Here is a 17,572-nt window from a genome sequence, read left to right as displayed (position 1 = left end):
GGCTAGTGAGGGTTGAGAGTTGTTGGTATGGACGTCAATGTGGGTTCCGAAAACCTACATTGACGTCACTCTATGGTTTATGTTGCTTGTGCCGGTTCTGTTGGTTTGTGATTTTCTGAGCCATCGTTGGTGATGTGGTCATACTTTTCAGTGAGGTGATCTTGAATTTTTTGGTGATACGCGCCGTTCAGCTTGTAGAAGCGGAAGTATATGATTAATGCAATGGCAAAGAAGAAAGCAGGTAGGCCGACCATGATGCATTGCATGCCAAATACGGTTTCAGGGCTTTGCACTACATTAGGTACATAGTCGACGGCAGTGAGCGAGATGCCGATGAAGAAAGCGGCAAATGCAGAGCCTGCTTTTACGACCAAAGTTTGCACCGAGTAAGCGATACTTTCACAACGAGCACCTAGTTTAAACTCACCGTAATCGACCGTGTCGGCAACCATGATCACGTTGAGTACCCAGAACAGGGCTGTACCGATTTGTAGGAACACACCCGCCGTTGAAATCAACAGAATGCTTTGTTTGTCGTACATGCCAACATAGATCAGAACAGCACTGCCTAAAATAGGGAAAGTGGAAGCACAAGCCCATAGGGTGCGGCGTGAGAACATTTTTGCGAGTTTAGGAAACAGCACCAGTGTGATGAGGTTTGCGATGCCTGCATAAGCCATGTAGTAAGGGAACAACTCTTCGTTACCTACAACATAGGTGAAGTAGTAAACCGCGAAGGCTGTGATGATGTTGGTCGCTAAGTTGTAAGACAGTGCCATGCATAGAACGCTGGTCAATTGATCGTTTTTGTAGATAAGTGACAGTAGCTTTTTCAGTGATACTTTTGCTTCAGGCTGTGTGGCGTCCAGGTTTGCGGTTGAATAGCGTTCTTTGACATTACGCAGTGTGATAAACGTAGAGACTAAGAAACAGGCAATCAACAGTAGCGTAAATATTTGAAACCCAAACCCCTTGTCGTCACCACCTACATAGTTGACGAAAGGCATTGCAATGGCAGCGGTTACTATCCACGCGAGGCTCGCAAAGAAGCGAGGATATGGGACTAACTCTTCGCGTTCGCGTTTATCTAAGGTGAGTGTTGGGACTAACGACCAAAAAGGAATATCCATTAGTGTATAAGTCATGCCCCACAAAATATAAGTGACAGCGGCGTAGGCGATGAGCCAAGGACCTTCGATGTAGTGTGCACTAAACACCATGAGTAGAACGATAGAGTTGGCGAGCGTGCCAATTAAAATCCAAGGTTTGAATTTGCCCCAACGGGTGCGCGTATTGTTGACCAACCAGCCCATAATTGGGTCGTTGACCGCGTCCCAAATACGGGCGACGAGGAAGATGGTGCCGACGGTAGCGGCAGAAATACCGACTACATCCGTGTAGTAAAACATTAGGTACATATAGACGATGGTGATTGCGAAGTCTTTACCAAACGCCCCAAAGCCATAACTTAGCTTGGTATTCATAGAGATACTCATTGCCACTCCTTACGCCTCCTCGGTGAGAAGGCGCTAATATTCACGTTATTGTATTTTTTATTAGTATGAAATTACGTGTTAACCCACTCTGGTAGCCAACCTTCATGTGCTTCAATTAAGTCGTCAACCAGCGCGTATATTTCTTCTATTCCAAGTACAGCGGCTGTATGTGGGTCCAGCATCGCAGCATGATAAATACGGTCGCGGTTTTCAGTGAGGATGGCTTCCGTTAATAGAGTTTGAACATTGATGTTGGTCTGCATTAATGCGGCCAAGTGGTTAGGTAGGCGACCAGCTTTGATCGGTTGCACACCATTCGCATCAACTAAACAAGCGACCTCAACGCAGCAGCCTTGCGGTAAGTTGTCGATCAAGGCTTCATTTTTCACATTGCCGTAAATGACGCTCGGAGTACCTGTCCAGATAGAATTCATGATGGTGCTGGCGTATTCATGAGACTCATCAACGGTGATCTTGTCAGCTGTTTTGAATTCTTGAAGGTCACGTTTCCAATCGGCAATTTGCTCGACACAGCGCTTCGGGTACTCATCAAGTGGCACTTTATAACGTTCGATTAAATCTGGGCGATTTGGCTTGATAAAGTAGGGGGTGTATTCCGAAAAATGTTCAGAAGACTCAGTCACAAAGTAGCCCAATTTTTTGAACATCTCGTAGCGAACCAAATTTGTGCAGCGACCATTGTGATAAATACCTGGTTTAGGCGCTTGACCACTCTCAAAAGCTTCAAGTAGATCTGGATAAATATCGATGTATTGACCACTTGCTGTTTTCTTCTCAAGAGTGAGGTAGTAAGCCATGTGGTTGATGCCAGCGCAGGTATAGCGAAGGTCTGAATAGTCTAAGTCCAAGTCACGCGCTAATTCTTCTGCTGTGCCTTGTACTGAGTGGCATAAACCGACTTGTTTGATGTGCGGGTATTTCTCGTACATCGCCCACGTGTTCATCGCCATAGGGTTGACGTAGTTGAGCATAGTGGCGTTCGGACAAACTTCGGTCATATCTTCACACACGCTCCAAAGGTGCGGGACTGTGCGTAGCGAACGCATAATACCGCCTGGGCCAAGTGTGTCTGCGATGGTTTGTTCCAGGCCATGGCGTTTACACACCTCGAAATCAGTGACCGTACAAGGTTCATAACCGCCTATTTGAAAAGCGATGACAACGAAGTCTGCATCTTGTAGTGCCTCTTTTTGATTTAAGTGACACGAAATAGAACCAGTAGCACCAGATGATTCCATGAGTTTACTGACGACTAGGTGTGATTCTTCTAATCGGGTCCCATCAATATCCATCAGGGCGACATGAGCGTTTTGTAGTGCAGAACGATGGAAAACGTCACCAAGAATGTTCTTAACAAAAATGGTTGATCCTGCACCGATGAATGTGATCTTAGGGCTTTGCATAGTGGAATCCTTTATCTCTCTGAGTTCTTTGTTGATACAGACAAATTACACCTAGAACCCACATCGATTCGTCTCAGATAATCAAATAGCTCTCCCGTTTTCTAATATTTTTAAATCATTGAATGGAAATCTTAGGAAATGGGATAACTTGCTGGCTTTTAAGGTGAAGGGTTGTGCAATGAAACGAGTTTTGCACTTAAGATGCTGACTCTAATCACATTGTGCTGATCTTATGAAATGGGGTATTTCGGCACCATGATCGCCTTCAGAGTTTTATTATCGAGGAACTGCTAAAAGTCATTTATACGATTTCCTAAGGAACGAGATATGCCGCAATCAACCCCTGATACGCTGAGAATTATCACTTTAGATAAGTACTCATCCGAGACCGTGTCGGTAAGCCCGCTTTCTCTCTATTCTTCCTATGAGAAAATCGATATCGAACTCAGAGCTCCTCACTCCATGCCCGGCTATCATTGGCATGGTCAAATTGAGGTGAATATTCCTTTTGGGGATGATGTGGAATACATCATTAACGGCAGCCCAATCGTGGTTAAGAGCGGATCGATTGGCTTGTTTTGGGCATCGGTACCTCATCGACTCACCAATCCCGGCCAAAGCCATAATATGGGGATCATCAACATACCGATTCATCATTTTATGTCGTGGACTCTCAGTCGAGATTTAGTCAATCAGATAACTCACGGTAGTGTGTTGCAATCGAATTCTTGTTCGTTAGTGAGTGAATTTGAAATTGCCCGTTGGGTACAAGAGATAAAGCATTCGTCAGAAAGCCGCCAGCAGTTGGCCATCGATGAAATTGGCTTGATGCTTAAGAGAATCTGCCTTGATGGTTGGCAACAACTGCTCGTAAATCGACAGGATAAATCGACCTCAAAAGGGGTGTCGAAACACTCTCAATTCTATGTAAGCCAAATGTTGGAATACATCGCCACGCATCACAACCAGCCATTAACCGTGAAAGATATCGCAGAACATATTGGATTACATGCCAACTATGCAATGAACGTATTTCAACGAACGATGCAGATGACCATCAAGCAGTACATTACTGCGATGCGCATCAATCATGCTCGCGCTTTACTGAGTGATACTGACAGAACCATTCTCGATATCTCACTCACGGTGGGCTTCAATTCGAGTAGCCGATTCTATGAAACCTTCCAAACGTACATTGGCGTCACGCCGACGCAATATCGAAAAATAGCGAGGGAAGATCATCGGTGGAGCAGTCATGGAGCCAGCCCCGTCTACGACCTTGAGAAAGGCGCGTGTGATGGAAAAAGGCCGCTAACGGTCACCGATAATTTATAGGAAAAGTGGTAAGTGTTTATTCCGTTGTGTAAAGATGGCTAATACCCTGAACTTGGGGCTAAGGGGCTAATAAAGCAGAAATAGCCCTTGATATCCCCCAAGCTTAACTTCTTTCACATACTCACCAACCTTGCCATTCATATCTATGGGCCTCATTGGCTTGTTTAATGGAATATTGAGTTTAGGCGCTGAATAAAAGTCTGGGTTTTTACCGTAGAAATCGGTGCGGAAGAGTACGCGACCATGCTCAAACTCTCTTGCGAGCACCATCTCTTGTGGGCCTCCCTCTACGATGTTTGTTTCCGAACGATAAAGAAAATAGGTATAGGTTGGTAACAGCTGAACCTTACCGTTTGGCAGATCAGCATGCACAACTTGATGCTTGGTTGAATCGCCGACAATGGTGTAGTCACTGGGTGTTGAGTGTGTGGTCGAAAGCATTAACGGAATGGGTTCTAATTTATTCGGAATCCGGTTGGCTGGAAAGCCTAGGTCTACCTTGAGCAGTTGTGTCGGTCGGTAAGCCATGTTTTTCGGCACACCACTCTTCCAAAAATTCTCTTCGGTAGTATTGCCGCTGCCATACACATAACTGCTATTCCACTGGTTAAAATAACTATGTTGTGGCTGGTAACTGAGGTAATAAATAGCGAGGGTTGAATACTTATCTTGTTGCCAGTTATCTTGGCTATTACCTAGGTATTGAACGCGCCCATAGCGAGTAGTGGCTTGGAATATAACGTTTGAATCAGTGTTAGCTAACGCTGAGTTATCCCAAAACTTAGACAATCCGGCATAACCACTAAAGCCTGTAGAGGGGAATAAGTAGTGCTCCCTAAAGTACAGGTTTCCTGAGTCAATTAAGTGTGATTGCCCGTTTCGGCCATAAAGGTTGGCCGTTCCAATATTAAGGCCAATTGAAAGAGTGTCGTCGCTAGCTGATAACTGTTTGAGAAAGTCTGCGAATTGTTCTTTGTATCGCTTATCCGCTTCATCAGACCCTACGACAAGACCAAGCTCTTGAATTGTTCCTCCTGAATGAACCTCAAATTGATTGCTGCCAAGGAGTTTGTTGGTATCGTCGTTGTAGGCGCCATTGAGCCCTTGTTGCCCCCAATGTTTGGAATAGTAGTTTCGCATCAACATCAGTAGATCTGGGTTAGCAAGGTTGGTCAATGACCATGATGAGTTTTGGTTCCACATTCGGCCGAAAGGAATGACGCGAGATTCCCAACGAAATTGAGCCGTAGCCAATTTGTTGTTCCTATTCTCATATTCAGAAGATGATAAATAGTTGTCTTGGTCGAGATCGGCTGATTGGTCAAAACCACGGATCTTGCGCCAATACTTGGTTTCGTTTGGTGGTTGTGAATCTGTCTTTGAAGTCTGCAGATCTTTGAGTATGATTTTCGGGAAATGGTCCTTCAATTGAACTTGATTTAAGCGAGGGCGGATATCATTTTGGTTCCCTTGCCAGCGTACCCTAACAACGTATAAACGCCCGCCATCTCGAATAAACGTAGAACCAAAATATTGACCCCCACCATAACTCTGACCACTTCCATCATGAGTATTTGCTCTTACCCAGTTAGATGGGACTCGCCAGTTTACGGCTTGGTTTCGGGTCATGTTGCTTGTGTTATCTTCCATTATAACGACGCTAGACCATGCCGTGACTTTGCCCTCAACGTTCATCGATGATGGATACTCAATCTGAAACTCTCCGCCCTGTGCAAAGTGTGAAAATTCAAATGCTAAGTGATTGAATTTCTCAGAGTGATAAACGTAGAGAGCACCACCTTCGTCGAAATGTTCAAACACATCAGCATCCCAAGGTGGTGGTTGATAAAGAGCAAAGCCCGCGTGCTTTTCATCAGCGGTATAGCCGATAATCATAGGTTTGCGATTTAAAGTGGTATTGGCACCGTGACTCGTATCAGGCTCTGCCAGAATCGTGTCTTCTGAAAAGTGTAGGAAAAAATCTTCGTAATCAATGCCATTTCGCTCTGCGGCATTTCTAATTTCGTTTTCTAATTCTCCTGAATTCAGATCCAATTTTTGGTTGTACATATAACCAATCGCGCTGACGCTTTTGTTATCATTTTTATCGGCGTAAGCCCCAAACACCAAGTCACTATTGTTGACCTCCCAATCGATCACCTCTCTGGCTGATAAGGAGGAGCCATGTAAGTTGAACCCATTCTCATGTTGGCTTGGTAGCACAATGGTATAGCTTGCCAAGCTGGTGTTTGAAGACACAAGGCATGTAAAGGGAAGGGCCAATAGTAGTCGAGTACGGTGTTTTTTCATCAAGCTTCCTAGCCATAATGGGAGCGATTTAATATCAGCTAAATTAAGCATGTCACGCTATGTCAGTGTAGCAAAGTACGGTATTGGGGTTCGGTGTACATCGGGAGGTTAGCTCGAATAGATATCAGCATATAGCTTCTAACTTGACAGTTTGGAGGTTACTAACAACTATTAAGTTGATGATTTTAAATCCGTAATCCATTGGTTCACCTAAGGTGAATGACTAAGGAAGTAGGTGCGGGTGTTTTATGATGTTCAATATGACTGAACTCGATAAATAAGGAGGGGGTGCCCCTTATGATGTCTTTACTGTTTTTGTTATTACTTGTAGCGATGATATGTGCTTTTTTTGGTACAAAGACCGCTGCGTATGGCTTTTTCGCTAGCTCAGTGATCCTTGGTTTGTATTGGTTCAATCATCATGCGACTGATCCACTCTCGATCTTATTGTAAGGAGCTAGCATGAATCGAAATCAGTTAACTCTCTTGAATACGCTTGGCCTGCTAGGCATGACAGCCGTTTTATTGATCGGCTTTGTTCTTCAGTTTGTCCTCAATGAACTTCCTTGCCCACTGTGTTTACTGCAACGGATTGGCTTTGTGATGGTCGCGTTTGGCTTCATGCTGAATGTGGTTTATGGGCCTCAATCGCGTCACTATGGGGTTGTGCTAATTGGCGCTTTGTATGGTGTCGCCACATCGTTAAGACAAGTTTCCCTACACGTGATTCCGGGCACTCCTGGTTATGGCAGTCCTATTTTTGGGATGCATTATTACACTTGGGCTTTTGTGTTGTTCGCTGCAACTATATTGGGTGTTGCCGTGATCCTGATACTAACCAATAAGGCCGAGTCTCACGAACCTTACAAAATGAGTAACTTTGGACGGATTGTGTGTTTACTAGCAATCGTGGTGGTGGCATTGAATGCTATTGCTACATTTGTCGAATGTGGTCCTTATCAGTGCCCTGATAACCCGGTGAGCTATTGGTTACTTAATTAAGGGACTGGTGGCTAATTTCTGGATTTGAACAAAAAGAGCGAGAGGCCAACCTCTCGCTCTTTTTGTATGTAACGCATTTCCAAATCTGCTAACAGTTTGGCTGGCTTGGCTTAGTTTACTTAGCGATTCACCTGCTCAACAATCTCTCGCGTTAGGCGGGCAATCTCATCCCACTTGCCGTTTGCAACGAGCTTCTTATCCACCATCCAAGTGCCACCGCAGGCTAATACCTGAGGCACTGCTAAGTAATTGTCGATGTTTGATGACGTAATGCCGCCTGTAGGCATCAGTCGAATATCGCCATAAGGTCCGACTAGCGATTTCACCATGTTGATACCGCCAGACGCCTCAGCAGGGAAGAACTTCAAGGTTGTTAAGCCCATCTCTAATGCCGCTTCAACAGTGCTTGGGTTGTTCACGCCTGGGATAATATCAATGCCGATCTCTTGGCATGCTTTAACCGTGTTTGGATTGAATCCCGGTGATACCACAAAGGTTGCGCCTGCTTCTTTCGCGGCCAGTGCTTGCTCACGGTTCAAGATGGTGCCCGCACCGATCAGCATTTGTGGCTGTGCTTGGCGAAGCAGTCGGATAGCTTCAACAGCTGCGTCTGAACGGAACGTAATTTCAGCGGCGGGAAGTCCATTCTCAGCTAATACTTTGCCTAGAGGGATAATATCCTCTGCGTTATCAATCGCGATAACAGGGATAACTTTAAGTGCTTTTAGCTGTTCGTTAATTGTAGGCATGGTTTACTTCTTAATAGGGTTTGAAAGAGTATCGGTGATGGCTTTTGGAATAATTGCACCGTGGTGCTGAATCACTAGTCTTGCGAGTGCATTACCTTGTTGGCAGGCTTCTGAAACAGAACCTCCAGCGAGATAGCAAGATAAGAAACCGCCGTTAAAAGAGTCGCCAGCAGAGGTGCTATCAACCACAGTCTCGACAGGTGTCGTTGTGATTTTTACTGGCTCATTTTCGGGGTTTTCGCTGATCAAGCAGCCTTCAGCACCAAGCTTCACAACAACGGTTTTGACGCCGAGTGCATGCAATCTTTTTATGGTGTCTTGTGGGTGTGCGTCTTGCCACAAAAGTTGCTCATCGTCGAAGGTGACTAAGGCGATATCTGTCGCTTGATAGGCAAGCTGATAAGCTTCTTTGATTGCGTCTTCTGAGTCCCATAACTTTGGTCGATAGTTACTATCAAAGGCGATGGTAACGCCACGTTCACGTAAGCCTTGGATGATAGTGAGTAACTTTAGTTGATCGCTATGTGGCAAGATGGCAAGAGAGATCCCGCTCAAAAATACCATATCAACATCTTCAAGCTGGGCGGTTATTTTGTTGAAATCTGGGTGCTGCACCATGTAGCGAGCAGCAGAGTCATTACGCCAATACAAGAATGTGCGTTCGCCAACGTCGTCTAATTGAATCAGATACAGGCCTGGCGAGCGCTGTTCGTCGATAAGCACTAAATCGGTTGATAATCCTTCATTTTGCCAACGCTTAAGCATCTCTTGGCTAATGGAATCTGCTCCAAGAGCCGTGACGTAACTGGTACGAATCCTAGGAGTATTTGTCGAACTGGAATGGCTGGTGGCACTTCGGTTCAAATACACAGCGGCGTTGAGCGTATCTCCACCATAGGTTTGTTGCATGGTGCCGAATGGAGCGCCGTTCAGTTCAATCATGCACTCGCCGATAATCGCAATGTGGCTCATAAGTGTGCCCTTACAGAAGAATGGGTATTGCTAGCTATAAATGATGGAACGTGGCTACAAGGAAGGTAGCCACGTTGATTCTGTTCCCAATAGGTTGAGAGGAAGTGTTATTTGTTGTCTAGTTTCACGAACAATAGCGTTAGAACATAAGACAGTGCGAACACACCCACCACGCCCATTAGTGCTTGAATGAAGTTTTGCGTACCGCCAGCAAGGTAAGCCGGCAAGCTGAAGACAGAAGAAAGAATGTAGCTCGTTAAGTGCGTATCGATTGTTACCGAGATTGCACCGAATACACCAGCAGCCAAACTCGCGGTCATCATCGCTTTGGTGTATTTCGTGAGGACACCAAATAGAGCCGGCTCCGTGATGCCTAAGATAGCGGTAACACTTGAGCCCATCGTGATTGAAGATTGCTCTTTAGAAACTGTTTTACGTTGCTTGTGCCAGATAGCCATTGTCGCGCCAGCAATTGCCATGTTACCTAAACACATGATCGGCATTAGTAAATCCTTACCATACAGAGCAAAGTTGTTCAGGCTAATCGGCGTCATGCTGTGGTGAATACCAAACACAATCGTAATCGGGCGAGTCAGACCAAAAACAAAGCCCGTTAACGTCGGAGAGATCTCCAGTAGCGAGCTCATTACCCAGCCCGCGCCGTTACTTAGCCAGATACCAGCAGGGCCAACAAATGATAGCGTGATGGTCGAAGTTACCGTAAAGGCAAGCAGTGGTGTAAATACAGGCTTCGCAGAAGAAGGAACTAGACGGTCAACTAACGGAGTCACTTTAGACAATAACCAGATTGCTAGAATCGCAGGAACAATTGCGCCGCCGTAGTTGAGCAGTTCAATCGGAACCACTCCAAGAACCGTCAGCTCCGGAGCAGCGCCAGCATCTTTTAGCATCGCCGCTTTATCTACTAGCTTGGGTGCTAACATTGCGGAGGAAACAGCAAGCGCAATGTATTCGTTTACTTTGAATACTTTAGCTGCAGAGAAAGAAACCAGCATAGGTAAGAAGAAGAACACAGCAACAGAGATTGAGCGGAAGAAATAAACTGTGTCTGAGCTTTCAGAGATAACGTTGGTTGCGATAAGCCCTGAGAGTAGACCCATCAACATACCAGCGCCCGCAATGGCAGGCACGACAGGGCCAAAGATACCTGCGACAATACGCATCACGCCCTGGAACAGCTTGCCTTTCTCTAGCTCATCAGCCGGATTAGCGTCAGCTTGTTGAGTGTTTGATAGCGCGTTGAACCACTTCTCGACCTCAACACCGATGATGACTTGGGTTTGGCCTTGTTGAAGTACCACACCTTTCACATCAGCGATCTGCTTGATAGCCTCTTCGTCTACCAGAGACTCGTCTGCCAATTTGAATCTTAGTCTTGTCATACAGTGCGTGAGACTCACGATATTATCTTCACCACCAAGTGCAGTGACTAATAACTGTATATTTTCTCTGAAATTTTTCTTTTTAGACGATGACTTAGAGTTATTCATAACAGCATCATTATTTTCAACAATTTGCATACTACACCTGTTACTGGGATATATTTAACTCCAGTAATCATATCGATAACTTATTTAAATCCAATGGGATAAAAAGAGACTTCAATCACACTTAAAATTCGAATAAATTATTTTTGACCGTTTTGGGCCAATTGGTATGTTTTGTTTATCAAAAAAAAACACTAAACGTACCAATTATTTTCGCATGAAATTTAACGCTTGAAATGTGCTTTTTAACACGGTTAGATAATAAGAGTTGAAGTTAGTTTAGGTTATTTAATTGTGAAAGAAACTATTATATCCGATATCCATTGTATTATTACCAAGCCAGATAGGCATAACCTCATCACGGTTGTTGTTGAAACCAATGAAGGTGTGACAGGCTTTGGTTGCGCGACCTTCCAACAACGACCGCTTGCTGTAAAAACAATGGTCGATGAGTATCTAAAACCTCTTCTAGTTGGTAAAAATGCCAATAATATTGAAGACTTATGGCAAATGATGATGGTCAATGCTTATTGGCGAAATGGCCCTGTTATCAATAATGCAATTTCCGGTGTTGATATGGCACTGTGGGATATTAAAGCCAAATTGGCGGGTATGCCGTTACATCAATTATTTGGTGGTAAGTCTCGTGATGCTATTCCTGTATACACACACGCGACTAGCGACACAATGGAGGGTATTTATGAGTTGGTGGAATCTTTCCTAGACAAAGGTTACAAGCATATTCGTTGTCAGCTTGGTTTCTATGGCGGTGTTCCAACCGATTTGCATACCACTCAAAATCCAACTGAAGGTTCGTACTACGACCAAGATCAGTACATGGACAATACACTGACAATGTTTAAGTCGCTTAGAGAGAAATATGGTAATAAATTCCATATTCTTCATGATGTTCATGAGCGCCTTTTCCCAAATCAAGCAATACAATTTGCCAAAGAAGTCGAGCAATATAAGCCTTACTTCATTGAAGATATTCTTCCGCCAAACCAAACTGAATGGTTGGATAACATTCGTAGCCAAAGCTCGGTTTCATTGGGTTTAGGGGAGTTATTTAACAACCCTGAAGAGTGGAAGTCTTTGATTGCCAACCGCCGTATTGATTTTATTCGTTGTCATGTTTCACAAATTGGCGGCATTACTCCAGCTCTGAAACTAGGTCATCTATGTCAGAACTTCGGTGTTCGTATTGCATGGCATTGTCCGCCGGATATGACGCCAATTGGCGCTGCGGTAAACACGCATTTGAATGTACATTTGCACAATGCGGCAATTCAAGAGCATGTTGAATACAACGAGAATACACATAAGGTATTCCCGAACGCTGCTGAGCCAATTAATGGCTACTTATACGCTTCTGAAATCGCAGGTATTGGTGTAGAGATGGATCGAGAGGTTGCAGCCGAGTTTCCTGTGATGTACCGCCCTCATGAGTGGACTCAAAGTCGACTACCAGATGGCTCAATTCATACGCCATAGTTTGTTGTTTCAATTAAAATTTAGCCGCACTAGCGGCTATTTTTATCTCTGAAATTCATGCTCTCGTTGTTAAAAGGCGTGTGATAAGTGCATTGATAGTTGATGTCGATAATGTCACTGACGATGAACAATTCGCCAGAGGTAAGGAAGCCACGGTTGGTGATGTTCATTGCCGCGACATTCTTCTTACAGCCCAGTAAATCGGCATCATCTTTGGATACGTTGATGGCTTGATAAGTCGTTAAGTAACTGTCGATCTCTAAGCCTTGAGCGAGTGCGTGTTTTTGAAGCGAACTCTCGATGATGTCTGTGTTCATTTCATGAAAGATACTGACAGGTATTTTTGTTTCTTCAATTTGAACGACTTTATTATTAATTAACCTAAGACGTTTGATCTTCCAAATATATTCATCATCACGTAGAGAAAATATTTGTTGTTCGTGGTTGTTTGGTAACGCCTTATTTAATTGAATCTTTTTATAAGATATTTCTTCAAAGCTGTTTTCAGTAATCGAGTTATAAACTAGAGGGGTTCCAACCAAAGATGTATTAACAAAGTACCCTGAGCCCACCTTAGATGTCACCATGCCAATCGCTTCTAGTTTGGCTAGCGCTTTTCGAATAGTAAATCGAGATAAGCCATATATTTCAGAGAGTTCCCTTTCTGCAGGAAGCTTATGATTGATACTGTTTTGGCAGATCTTGCTAACAATATCTTGGACAACTAATTCATATTTTTTCATTCTAAAAACTTAAAAAAGCACTCATGGTGATTAAATTATAGTTAACTAAATCAGATACTCAGCGCATTCCGAACTAGCCGTTAATTCTAACATAGAAGGCCGATTAGATGATGGGATATAGGGTGTTTTGGAGGGCGAATTCGAGGGTTACTTCTGGGTGTGTGACTTCATTCTCTTTCTTCGATATATAGCGGCTGAATGAGGATGTTGTCTACAAGATGTTAAATAAAAAAGCACGCCCAATAGGACGTGCTTCGAATGCTTGAGCTTTGTTAGTTGCGAGCTACATGGCTAAGTTTTCATTTCTTAACTTGGTTAGTTCTTTTAGGCGTTTTGCATACTCTTTTTGGAACTTGTCGGGGTCTGCACCTTCAGAAACTTGAGCGTAAACTCTCATCTTGTTACCGCCGTAGATCTTCGCAAGATCATCATTGCTGTAGCCACGTTTCCACAGTTCATCGGTGATGGCTGCAAGGATCTTCGCTAATTCACCATTGCCCGTCGCGCCTTTGTTGAACGCCTCGATCATGTAACCACCATCGTCGTACATTTTTGCGTTCTTGGTTGCGAAATCAACCACCATGTCAGTTGAGAACATGTCATCGGTGGCGATACCTACGTGGTCAACGCCGACCAATTTTACGTAGTAGTCGATCATATCGGCAGCTTGAACTGGAGAGATATCTTCAGGCCAAACGCCGTCCATCATCCATTCCGTGAAGGTTGGAGCAACGTAGCCTCCTGATTTAGCTGCGCGTATTGCTTCATCATCAGGAATGGCACGGTAACAGCCTTTTGGTGTCGCATTCGCTTCGTTTTTGTATAAACCGGCAGGCACAGAGTGGGTGTATACAAATGGCACATCAGGGTAGTTTTCTTCCATATAACTCATGGCATCGTTAGCCGTTTTTGAGCCTGTATGGCTGAGATCTAGAATCACCTGATACTTGACCATCGAATCGATAACAGACTCTCCCCAAGATGTTAAGCCGATGTCTCTGCCATTATATGCAGCCAGTTGTCCCGAACCTGTTCTGAAAATGTCGTTATAAGACAAGATCATGCTTTTGAGACCCATGTCTTTAAGAATCGCCATCTTGGTGACATCTTCTTCCAAAATTGTCGCAGTTTGGCTATTCCATAGAACGGCAGTCTTTCTTTCTGTATGGGCTTTTTCAATATCGTGATTAGAGTGGGCAACGATGAACTTATCAGGTTGTTTTGCCATCACAGAACGATGCTTGTGATGGTGGAACAAGAAGTCATCAAAGTTGTGGTCGGCAGCAGTAATGGTGTATTCATGCCCTGTAATACCCGCGTCACGTGCACCTTGGAAGTAATCCAATAATTGTTGGTCGTCACTCCAGCCCGCTCCATATGGGCTCGCGAGCATACCAATGACGATCGTGTCTTGAACGAATGTTTTGGCTTTGTCTGATGCTGGCCAAGTTTTGCTTTCAACACTGGCGTTAGCAACACCAAAACTCATTGCTATACTCGCTGCTACTAACGTGATCTTTTTAAACATGAAAACCTCTCAATTATTGGTTTAAGTCCATTTATTCAATATCTATATTTAATAGTAGACCCTGACGGTATCTCGGGATTATTTAAAATTGATAACCCTGTCATACTTTGCAATCAAAGCTGCTCTTGTTGGCTATGTGGTTCACTTTATTAGTGAAAACTGTAAGTGAACCTTGTTAACTTGAGATAATTGTAGCTAAGCTCTGAAATGAAAATGTGCATTTTGCGTCACTAGTTAATATGGAAAAGGATAGAGTGATGGGGCTTGATATTCCTCTGATTGATAAGCGTGTGGTGAACCACTTTCAACAGTGTTTGCAAGAAGATAACTCGCTTGCTCTCGGCCGCTCATTGGTTGCAGATCTGGCGTTAGAAGTGAAACTTCCATTCAGTATGGATACGTCATCGGCTAGCTATGTTCCGTATAACGTTTTTTCCCTCTTCTTACACCATATCAGGGCTAACCTAAGCCCGAATGACTTCATTGCTGTGCTGTTAGAGAGTGCAACTCGAGCAGCTAAAGAACTTCGATTTCCTGCTCTTTCGATGCAAGATTTCCTTGATTATTTCCCCATTGAAAAGCTATCTGTGGAACAACGTGGGGCAAAGTTTTCTGTCTCGTTTAAGACGTCAATGCAGTCAGTTAGTCACGTTGAATCTGAGTTGTTTCTTATCGCTTATACTCACGCTTATTTGAAGGCGCAATATGCTGAGCTCGGTAACCCAATTCGATATGATTTAGTGACAACGAAGTCGCAGGCATTAAGCGAGTTAAAAATCCAAACTGAGACACCTCAATACCTTGGGCAAGAGAATATGCGTATTCAATACGATCGGTTAGAAGTGGAACATTTGCTGGAAACCAAAGTGAAGCCCATGGCCGATGCTCGCAAAGTCACTGAGGCTTTGTCGCCATATATTGGTCGAGTCGATATCGACTTAGATACATTTTGCGATTTGATCGGGATTGGAAAGCGTACTATTCAAAGAGCGTTGAATAAAGAAAATACAACCTTCAAAGCGATAAAAGAGACGCTCGCGTTTGATTTCGCTAAGCGGGTTATTTCACAGCAAACCTATACTATTTCTGATGTCGCACTTCACTTAGGTTATGCCGATTCATCGCAGTTTATAAGAGCATTTAAGCGAGTAAATGGGATTACACCTTATCAATGGAAGAAAGGCCATGTTGAGTGATAAACATGGCCTTTCTTAGATTTAGATTGTTGCTGAATTAGTCGCTCTGTTGCTCAGTATTCAAGTGTCGAATCAACTTGGCTGGCGTACCGCCGTATAAGCAGTCTGGTGGTATATCGCTGTTGACCACAGAGTTAGCTGCGATGACTGAACGAGCCCCAATCGTCACGCCTTGGTTGATCACTGAGTTACCGCCAACCCACACATCATCTTCGATTGTTATTGGTAAACAGAAGGTTTCCCATTTACGGCGGCTACGATAATCAAGGGAGTGTGATGGCGTATAGAATTGGGCACTTGGTCCAATTAAAACATTGTTACCGATCTTGATATTCGCACCATCCAACATCACCACGTTCATGTTGATGAAGGTGTCGTCACCAATCTCAATGGTTTTACCAAACTCACAATGAAAAGGGGGCTGGATTAAGCTACTACTACCAACCTTACCGAATAGCTGCTTTTGCAATGTGTGTTGTTGATCTGGGGTTTGGTGGTTGTTGAAAGCCATTAGCGCCTTTTTTGCATTGGAACGCATGGTATCAATTTCTTGGTCTGCACCATCATACACTTGCCCAGATAGCATCTTTTCCAGTTCAGTTTTATCGCTTGTATTACTCATGCTTGCCCACTTTCCGAGAGTCTCGGTCTAAATGACGAATACTGCAAGATTAGCGATTTTTGGACATAAAAAAAGAGAAAAGCCTCAGCCTTTCTCTTCCTATTTTGTGCTTTAAGCACTAATGCTAAGTGAGCCCAGCTATTCAGCAAAAGGCGCGCTTTGCCAAATTAGATTTGCTCAACGAAACCCATTAGGTGTTGTTTCACTTCGTCTGAAGCAAAAGCGCTGTCGACTGAGTACTTGTAGATTTCTACGTAGTCTTCTTTTGTTAGGCCGAATGTTTCACACACACGCTTCACTTCGTTGGTCATGGTTGTGTTCGACACAGTACGGTTGTCTGTGTTAATCGTAACAACGATGCCGTCTTTCTTGAATTCAGCAATTGGGTGGTCGCTGAATTTGTGAATACATTTAGTTTGAACGTTACTTGTTGGGCAAGTTTCAAGCGCAACTTGCTTCTCTTTAACGATGTTGTATGCGTCCTCGTTGCCTTGGATGTGAACACCGTGGCCGATACGCTCAGCGTCTAGCAAAGTAACTGCATCGTAAACGTTTTGACCATGCCATTGCTCACCAGCGTGCACGGTAATGCGGTAGCCTTTTTCAAGAGCGTATTGTGTGTACTCAGGGAATTCAGCGCAGAAGCCTGGCTTTTCACCGCCAGCGATATCAAATGCTACAACACCTTTACCTAGGTAAGGTTGACCTGCATCGATCACGTCTTTGATAGAGTCTTTAGGGAACATACGAAGCACAGACATGATGTAGTTGCCTTTGATGTCGTATTTCTCTTCAGCACGCTTCATGCCTTTAACTGCACTAGCGATTATTGCATCAAGAGACAGACCTTTGTTTACGTGCAGGATTGGTGCAAAGCGAACTTCTAGGTACTTAACGTTTTCTAGTGCAGCGTCTTCGTAAAGCTCGAAAGAGATACGTTCAATCGCTTCTTCAGTCTGCATTACTTGTAATGGCAGGCTGAAGCAAGCCAGGTACTCATCTAAGTTTTTACAATCTTCTGGCACCGTTAGAGATTGAACAACCGCATCGCGATCTTCAGGTAGTTCGATATTGTACTGTTTTGCTAGGTCAATAATCGTATCTGGACGAACACTTCCGTCTAGGTGGCAGTGTAAATCAATCTTTGGTAGTGCTAGAAAATCCATGAGTATTCCTTAATTCTATTATTCTTT

General features: G+C 44.0%; 15 protein-coding genes. 5 read left to right on the top strand and 10 right to left on the bottom strand.

What is annotated here, in order from left to right:
- Positions 1-77: 77 nt before the first annotated feature.
- Together melB and L3V33_RS05685 are read right to left on the bottom strand one after the other, a co-directional pair.
- Positions 78-1,496, bottom strand: a complete 1,419-nt coding sequence (gene melB / locus L3V33_RS05690) for a melibiose:sodium transporter MelB (RefSeq protein WP_237289833.1) — start codon at positions 1,494-1,496, stop codon at positions 78-80.
- Between the two features lie 71 nt (positions 1,497-1,567).
- Positions 1,568-2,920 carry an alpha-glucosidase/alpha-galactosidase gene (locus L3V33_RS05685; protein ID WP_237289831.1) on the bottom strand — a complete coding sequence of 451 codons (1,353 nt, stop codon included), beginning with the start codon at positions 2,918-2,920 and terminating at the stop codon, positions 1,568-1,570.
- 327 nt (positions 2,921-3,247) lie between these two features.
- Between L3V33_RS05685 and melR the strand changes: the two genes are divergently transcribed.
- The gene (gene melR, locus L3V33_RS05680) at positions 3,248-4,255 is read left to right on the top strand and encodes a transcriptional regulator MelR (RefSeq protein WP_193835104.1); all 1,008 of its coding nucleotides are present in this window, start codon (positions 3,248-3,250) and stop codon (positions 4,253-4,255) included.
- A gap of 66 nt (positions 4,256-4,321) precedes the next feature.
- On the opposite strand, the gene L3V33_RS05675 is transcribed toward melR, so the two are convergent.
- On the bottom strand, positions 4,322-6,565 hold the full coding sequence (locus tag L3V33_RS05675) for a hypothetical protein (RefSeq protein WP_237289829.1): 2,244 nt from the start codon (positions 6,563-6,565) through the stop codon (positions 4,322-4,324).
- 297 nt (positions 6,566-6,862) lie between these two features.
- On the opposite strand from L3V33_RS05675, the gene L3V33_RS05670 reads away from it, so the two are divergent.
- Positions 6,863-7,018, top strand: a complete 156-nt coding sequence (locus L3V33_RS05670; RefSeq protein WP_004732395.1) for a DUF5993 family protein — start codon at positions 6,863-6,865, stop codon at positions 7,016-7,018.
- Between the two features lie 9 nt (positions 7,019-7,027).
- On the top strand, positions 7,028-7,567 hold the full coding sequence (locus L3V33_RS05665) for a disulfide bond formation protein B (RefSeq protein ID WP_237289827.1): 540 nt from the start codon (positions 7,028-7,030) through the stop codon (positions 7,565-7,567).
- A gap of 119 nt (positions 7,568-7,686) precedes the next feature.
- Here L3V33_RS05665 and L3V33_RS05660 read toward each other — a convergent pair whose 3' ends face one another.
- The 3 genes from L3V33_RS05660 to L3V33_RS05650 form a co-directional block, all read right to left on the bottom strand.
- The gene (locus L3V33_RS05660; protein WP_237289818.1) at positions 7,687-8,316 is read right to left on the bottom strand and encodes a bifunctional 4-hydroxy-2-oxoglutarate aldolase/2-dehydro-3-deoxy-phosphogluconate aldolase; all 630 of its coding nucleotides are present in this window, start codon (positions 8,314-8,316) and stop codon (positions 7,687-7,689) included.
- 3 nt (positions 8,317-8,319) lie between these two features.
- Positions 8,320-9,288, bottom strand: coding sequence for a sugar kinase (locus L3V33_RS05655; RefSeq protein ID WP_237289816.1), 969 nt, complete (start codon positions 9,286-9,288; stop codon positions 8,320-8,322).
- Between the two features lie 107 nt (positions 9,289-9,395).
- Positions 9,396-10,829 (bottom strand): PTS transporter subunit EIIC, encoded by a 1,434-nt coding sequence (locus L3V33_RS05650; protein ID WP_237289815.1) that lies wholly within the window; start codon positions 10,827-10,829, stop codon positions 9,396-9,398.
- A gap of 261 nt (positions 10,830-11,090) precedes the next feature.
- Here L3V33_RS05650 and L3V33_RS05645 point away from each other — a divergent pair, with 261 nt between their 5' ends.
- Positions 11,091-12,290 carry an enolase C-terminal domain-like protein gene (locus tag L3V33_RS05645; RefSeq protein ID WP_237289813.1) on the top strand — a complete coding sequence of 400 codons (1,200 nt, stop codon included), beginning with the start codon at positions 11,091-11,093 and terminating at the stop codon, positions 12,288-12,290.
- Between the two features lie 29 nt (positions 12,291-12,319).
- Here the strand turns inward: L3V33_RS05645 and L3V33_RS05640 are convergent, their stop codons facing one another.
- On the bottom strand, positions 12,320-13,033 hold the full coding sequence (locus L3V33_RS05640; protein ID WP_065206599.1) for a GntR family transcriptional regulator: 714 nt from the start codon (positions 13,031-13,033) through the stop codon (positions 12,320-12,322).
- Between the two features lie 283 nt (positions 13,034-13,316).
- Positions 13,317-14,561 (bottom strand): membrane dipeptidase, encoded by a 1,245-nt coding sequence (locus L3V33_RS05635; RefSeq protein WP_208774562.1) that lies wholly within the window; start codon positions 14,559-14,561, stop codon positions 13,317-13,319.
- A gap of 239 nt (positions 14,562-14,800) precedes the next feature.
- Here L3V33_RS05635 and L3V33_RS05630 point away from each other — a divergent pair, with 239 nt between their 5' ends.
- Positions 14,801-15,757: an AraC family transcriptional regulator gene (locus L3V33_RS05630; protein ID WP_237289810.1), complete on the top strand. Its 957-nt coding sequence runs from the start codon at positions 14,801-14,803 to the stop codon at positions 15,755-15,757.
- 37 nt (positions 15,758-15,794) lie between these two features.
- On the opposite strand, the gene L3V33_RS05625 is transcribed toward L3V33_RS05630, so the two are convergent.
- On the bottom strand, positions 15,795-16,379 hold the full coding sequence (locus tag L3V33_RS05625) for a sugar O-acetyltransferase (RefSeq protein ID WP_237289808.1): 585 nt from the start codon (positions 16,377-16,379) through the stop codon (positions 15,795-15,797).
- Between the two features lie 167 nt (positions 16,380-16,546).
- Positions 16,547-17,545 (bottom strand): adenosine deaminase, encoded by a 999-nt coding sequence (gene add / locus L3V33_RS05620; RefSeq protein ID WP_171315215.1) that lies wholly within the window; start codon positions 17,543-17,545, stop codon positions 16,547-16,549.
- Positions 17,546-17,572: the final 27 nt, after the last annotated feature.

Source organism: Vibrio sp. A2-1, assembly GCF_021728355.1.
In the GTDB taxonomy this organism is placed as follows: Bacteria; Pseudomonadota; Gammaproteobacteria; order Enterobacterales; family Vibrionaceae; genus Vibrio; species Vibrio splendidus_K.
This window is presented reverse-complemented; position numbering and strand designations above follow the sequence as displayed.

Bases quoted from the DNA above. Each gene is read 5' to 3' on its own strand.
- melB (WP_237289833.1), bottom strand. From the start codon at position 1,496: ATGAGTATCTCTATGAATACCAAGCTAAGTTATGGCTTTGGGGCGTTT.
- L3V33_RS05685 (WP_237289831.1), bottom strand. From the start codon at position 2,920: ATGCAAAGCCCTAAGATCACATTCATCGGTGCAGGATCAACCATTTTT.
- melR (WP_193835104.1), top strand. From the start codon at position 3,248: ATGCCGCAATCAACCCCTGATACGCTGAGAATTATCACTTTAGATAAG.
- L3V33_RS05675 (WP_237289829.1), bottom strand. From the start codon at position 6,565: ATGAAAAAACACCGTACTCGACTACTATTGGCCCTTCCCTTTACATGC.
- L3V33_RS05670 (WP_004732395.1), top strand. From the start codon at position 6,863: ATGATGTCTTTACTGTTTTTGTTATTACTTGTAGCGATGATATGTGCT.
- L3V33_RS05665 (WP_237289827.1), top strand. From the start codon at position 7,028: ATGAATCGAAATCAGTTAACTCTCTTGAATACGCTTGGCCTGCTAGGC.
- L3V33_RS05660 (WP_237289818.1), bottom strand. From the start codon at position 8,316: ATGCCTACAATTAACGAACAGCTAAAAGCACTTAAAGTTATCCCTGTT.
- L3V33_RS05655 (WP_237289816.1), bottom strand. From the start codon at position 9,288: ATGAGCCACATTGCGATTATCGGCGAGTGCATGATTGAACTGAACGGC.
- L3V33_RS05650 (WP_237289815.1), bottom strand. From the start codon at position 10,829: ATGCAAATTGTTGAAAATAATGATGCTGTTATGAATAACTCTAAGTCA.
- L3V33_RS05640 (WP_065206599.1), bottom strand. From the start codon at position 13,033: ATGAAAAAATATGAATTAGTTGTCCAAGATATTGTTAGCAAGATCTGC.
- L3V33_RS05635 (WP_208774562.1), bottom strand. From the start codon at position 14,561: ATGTTTAAAAAGATCACGTTAGTAGCAGCGAGTATAGCAATGAGTTTT.
- L3V33_RS05630 (WP_237289810.1), top strand. From the start codon at position 14,801: ATGGAAAAGGATAGAGTGATGGGGCTTGATATTCCTCTGATTGATAAG.
- L3V33_RS05625 (WP_237289808.1), bottom strand. From the start codon at position 16,379: ATGAGTAATACAAGCGATAAAACTGAACTGGAAAAGATGCTATCTGGG.
- add (WP_171315215.1), bottom strand. From the start codon at position 17,545: ATGGATTTTCTAGCACTACCAAAGATTGATTTACACTGCCACCTAGAC.